Annotated in this window: 2 protein-coding genes and 1 pseudogene; 1 reads left to right on the plus strand and 2 read right to left on the minus strand. The window is 72.5% G+C overall.

What is annotated here, in order from left to right:
* Together G6027_RS03230 and G6027_RS03235 are read right to left on the minus strand one after the other, a co-directional pair.
* Window positions 1–266: hypothetical protein (locus G6027_RS03230; protein WP_206682458.1), on the minus strand; the 266-nt coding region annotated here is incomplete at its 3' end.
* Window positions 263–583 (minus strand): urease subunit gamma, encoded by a 321-nt coding sequence (locus G6027_RS03235; RefSeq protein WP_182635361.1) that lies wholly within the window; start codon window positions 581–583, stop codon window positions 263–265. The genes G6027_RS03235 and G6027_RS03230, both read right to left, overlap by 4 nt.
* Before the next feature lie 459 nt (window positions 584–1,042).
* Here G6027_RS03235 and G6027_RS03240 point away from each other — a divergent pair.
* Window positions 1,043–1,236, plus strand: a pseudogene (locus G6027_RS03240) (hypothetical protein); the annotation flags it as partial.

A 1,236-nucleotide genomic window follows, 5' to 3' on the forward strand; every position in this document is an offset into this window, starting at 1 on the left:
CGGAGGGTGCGGGCGCAGTCGGCGATCACCGTGGGCGCGCGGCCGAACGTCATGGGGACGACGACGAGGTCGCCCGACTCCCCCTCCGCCGCCACCAGGTCGGACAGTCCACGCCCGGGCGCGGCCGACGGGATGCCGAGGTCGGGCATCTGCTCGGACTCCGGACCCAGCGCCGCGACGATCCGGGCGGTGGCCGGGTCGGTGTGCTGGTGGACGTGCTCGTGGACCGCGGAGTGATGCTCGTGCACCGGCGAGTGGGCGGTCACGCCTGTTGCTCCACCGGGCCGACGGGATCGTGCACCGTGACCAGTTTGGAGCCGTCCGGGAAGGTGGCCTCCACCTGGATCATCGGCAGCCGCTCCACCACCCCGGCCATGACCTGACCGGCGTCCAGGACCCGACGTCCGAGGTCCATGCACTCGGCGACGGTGCGCCCGTCGCGGGCGTGCTCGACGATCTCCCACGAGATGAGCGCGGTGGCCTCCGGGACGTTGAGCAGCACCCCGCGCTCAAGCCTGCGCCGCGCGACCTCGGCCGCGGTGAACAGCGTGAGCTTGTCCAGCTCGCGGGGGGTGAGCTTCATCCTGTGGTCCTCTCGTGCTCGGGCATCAGCGCGCCGGGTGGATGCATGCCGGTGAATGCACGCTGGTGAATGCACGCTGGGGCTGTCGATCACGCTAATACCGCCGTGTGTCGGCTGTGTTACGCCGATTCCGAGGGCCACTCGCACCCCTGACCCGGGCTGCCCTGCGGGCGGCGAGCAGGGCAGCCCGGGTCGGAGCACCTGGCCGTCGGGAGGTCACCACGATCCCCACGCTCCGTAGCCCGCGGCCGGTAAGCCTGTGACCCACCGCCACAATCCTCTGACCTGCGGTGCCCTGCAGAGGGCGAGCAGGGCACCGCAGGTCAGGGCACCCGGCCGCGCGGGCGGCACTACGGGCGGAGCCGCTGCCTGCGACTCTGCCGGGGAGCGATTGTTACGGCGCGTTACGACTCCCGCGTCGCCGGTGACCCGGGCCCTCCCCGCTGCCATGATGAGTCGATGCCCCAGAACACCGCCGCGACGACGGCGACAGACGACCCCGCCCTGCGCGGCTTCGACAGCGCAACGGCGGACGACCTGCTACCGGTCCTGACAGAGCTCTCGGGCTCGGCCGGTTGGGCAGAGGCGGTGCTGGAGGGTCGGCCCCACCGCTCGCGCGAGGCTCTGCACGCCGAGGCCCGCCGGGTGCTCGC

The sequence above is a fragment of the Dietzia sp. SLG310A2-38A2 genome (assembly GCF_014145095.1).
Lineage (GTDB): Bacteria > Actinomycetota > Actinomycetes > Mycobacteriales > Mycobacteriaceae > Dietzia.